This window comes from Actinophytocola sp. (assembly GCF_035712165.1).
Classification (GTDB): Bacteria; Actinomycetota; Actinomycetes; order Mycobacteriales; family Pseudonocardiaceae; genus DASYTH01.
Genome location: NZ_DASTBH010000070.1, coordinates 1 through 2,273 on the forward strand (window position 1 = coordinate 1; position 2,273 = coordinate 2,273).

Sequence of the window (2,273 nt, forward strand, 5' to 3'; positions counted from 1 at the left end):
AGGTCGTCTTCACCGATGAGCTCGGTGGCGGCGTCGCGGCCACCTGCAACGCGGAGATCGGTCAGCTCCGCGGTGCCGACGGTGTCTACGACATCGTGGGTTCCGGTGACAACCGGCGGCTGGAGTTCCGCAGCTACTTCAAGATCTCCCGGCTTCAGACCGAAACCGAGAACTGTGTGGCGCACAACGGATCCCTGATCCCGGTGCGGGGCAGGGACATCATGGTGCAGGCCTGGTACCAGGGCGGCATGCAGGTGTGGGACTTCACCGACTCCCGCAACCCACGGGAGATCGGCTTCCTCGAGCGCGGCCCACTGCCCGAGGCCGAGGTCGGCGGCGAGTGGTCGGTGTACTGGTACAACGGCTTCATCTACGGCTCCGACATCGTGAAGGGCCTTGACGTGGTCGAGCTCAACGACCCGCGCACCAACTCGGCCAGGCACGTCCGCTTCGACGAGCTCAACGTCCAGACCCAGCAACACTTCGACCGCCGGTAGGTCGACTGGTTTCTCGTTTCGGCGATGCCCCGTCCGGATCATCGGATGGGGCATTTCCGTCGGTTCAGGCATCCCGCCGGACCAGCGCCACCGCGCCCGCCCCCACCGCTACGAGGACGTAGGCGGCCATCGCCAGCAGTGCGGCGCCCGGAGACAGGACCGAGGTGTCCGAGGTCTCCTCGAACTGCCAGGCCAGGTTCGGCAACATGACCGCCGCGATCCGCGTGTCCCACGGCTCCGGCAGGAAGAACGCCAGTGACGGCAGGACGAACAGCAACCCACCCAGGCTGACCAGCGCGCCGGCGGTGGACCGGACGACCAGGCCGATTCCGAGGCCCACCAACCCGCAGACGGCGACGGACAGACCGGAGCAGAACACCGGCCCGACCGCGTCGGACACCGACGACCAGGTCCACAGCGGCGCCGGATAGGTCCCGGCGACCGACCAGCTGAGCAGGAACGCACCGAACGCCGCGACCTCTCCGGCCACGAGGGCCACCGCGCCCACGACCGCGGTCTTGCCGGCGACCATGGCTAATCGGGACGGCACCGCGGCCAGGCTGGGCCGGATCATGCCGGTGCCGAACTCGGTGGTCACCGCCAAGGCGCCGAGCGCGCCCAGGATGAACTGGGCGAAGGGGATGACCATCACCCGCGCGTCGGCTGAGGCGAACCGTGCCTGTTCCGCTGCCGTTGAGCCATTCCAGTCGGCGACCATGGCGAAGTCGACGACGACCCCGGTCACCATCAGCCCGGCGATGACGGCGAGTAACCCGTAGGTCGACCGGACCGTGCGGATCTTCAGGAACTCGGCGGCGATCACGTCCGTCATCGGACACCTCCCGTGGTGCGGTACTCCAGGCTGTCGTCGGTGAGTTGCAGGTAGGCCTCCTCCAGTGAGGCGTTGCGTGGGGTCAGCTCATGCACCGGGATTCTGAGATCCAGTGCCAGTTCGGCGATGCGTCCGGGTTCGATGCCGGTCACGGCGAGCCCGTCGGCCGGCTCGGCGCGCACGCTGGCGCCCGCGGAGGCCAGCGCGTCGGACAGTTCCGCGGATCGCGGCGAGCGCACCAGCACATCCCGGCGGAACTGCCGCACCAGCTCATCGACCGGCGTCTCGGCGAGTAATCGACCTCGTCCGATCACGATGACCAGATCGGCGGTGAGCGCCATCTCGCTCATCAGGTGGCTGGAGATCAGCACGGTGCGCCCTTCCGCGGCGAGCGAGCGCATCAACTCCCGGATCCACCGGATGCCCTCCGGGTCCAGCCCGTTGACCGGTTCGTCGAACAGCAGCACCGCAGGGTCGCCGAGGAGTGCGGCGGCGATGCCGAGGCGTTGCTTCATGCCGAGGGAGAACCCGCCGACCCGCTTGTCGGCGACGCCGGCCAGGCCGACCTGCTCGAGCACCGCGACGACCCGTCGGGTGCCGATCCCGTTGCTGCGAGCCAGGCAGCGCAGATGGTTGTAGGCGGTGCGGCCGCCGTGCACCGCGTTCGCGTCGAGTAATGCGCCCACCTCGCACAGCGGCCGCCGGAAGGTGTTGTAGGGGTGGCCGTTGACCAGCGCCGCGCCGGAGGTGGGCAGATCCAGGCCGAGCACGACGCGCATGGTGGTGGACTTGCCGGCGCCGTTCGGGCCGAGGAAACCGGTCACCTCTCCGGGCCGGACGGCGAAGGTCAGTCCGTCGACCGCGAGCGTGGCGCCGAATCGTTTGGTCAGGTCTCGCAGCTCGATCATGGCATCACCGTGCCGGAGTCCGGGGTCCGGCACATC

2 protein-coding genes and 1 pseudogene are annotated in these 2,273 nt (G+C 68.9%); 1 reads left to right on the plus strand and 2 read right to left on the minus strand.

Annotated features, from left to right (window positions below; translation table 11 throughout):
* Positions 1-497 (plus strand): annotated as a pseudogene (locus VFO68_RS03315) (hypothetical protein); the annotation flags it as partial.
* A gap of 64 nt (positions 498-561) precedes the next feature.
* Here VFO68_RS03315 and VFO68_RS03320 read toward each other — a convergent pair.
* The gene (locus VFO68_RS03320; RefSeq protein ID WP_325156634.1) at positions 562-1,329 is read right to left on the minus strand and encodes an ABC transporter permease; all 768 of its coding nucleotides are present in this window, start codon (positions 1,327-1,329) and stop codon (positions 562-564) included.
* Positions 1,326-2,237 (minus strand): ABC transporter ATP-binding protein, encoded by a 912-nt coding sequence (locus tag VFO68_RS03325; protein ID WP_325156635.1) that lies wholly within the window; start codon positions 2,235-2,237, stop codon positions 1,326-1,328. The genes VFO68_RS03320 and VFO68_RS03325 overlap by 4 nt, the downstream gene beginning before the upstream one ends.
* Between the last annotated feature and the right edge of the window lie 36 nt (positions 2,238-2,273).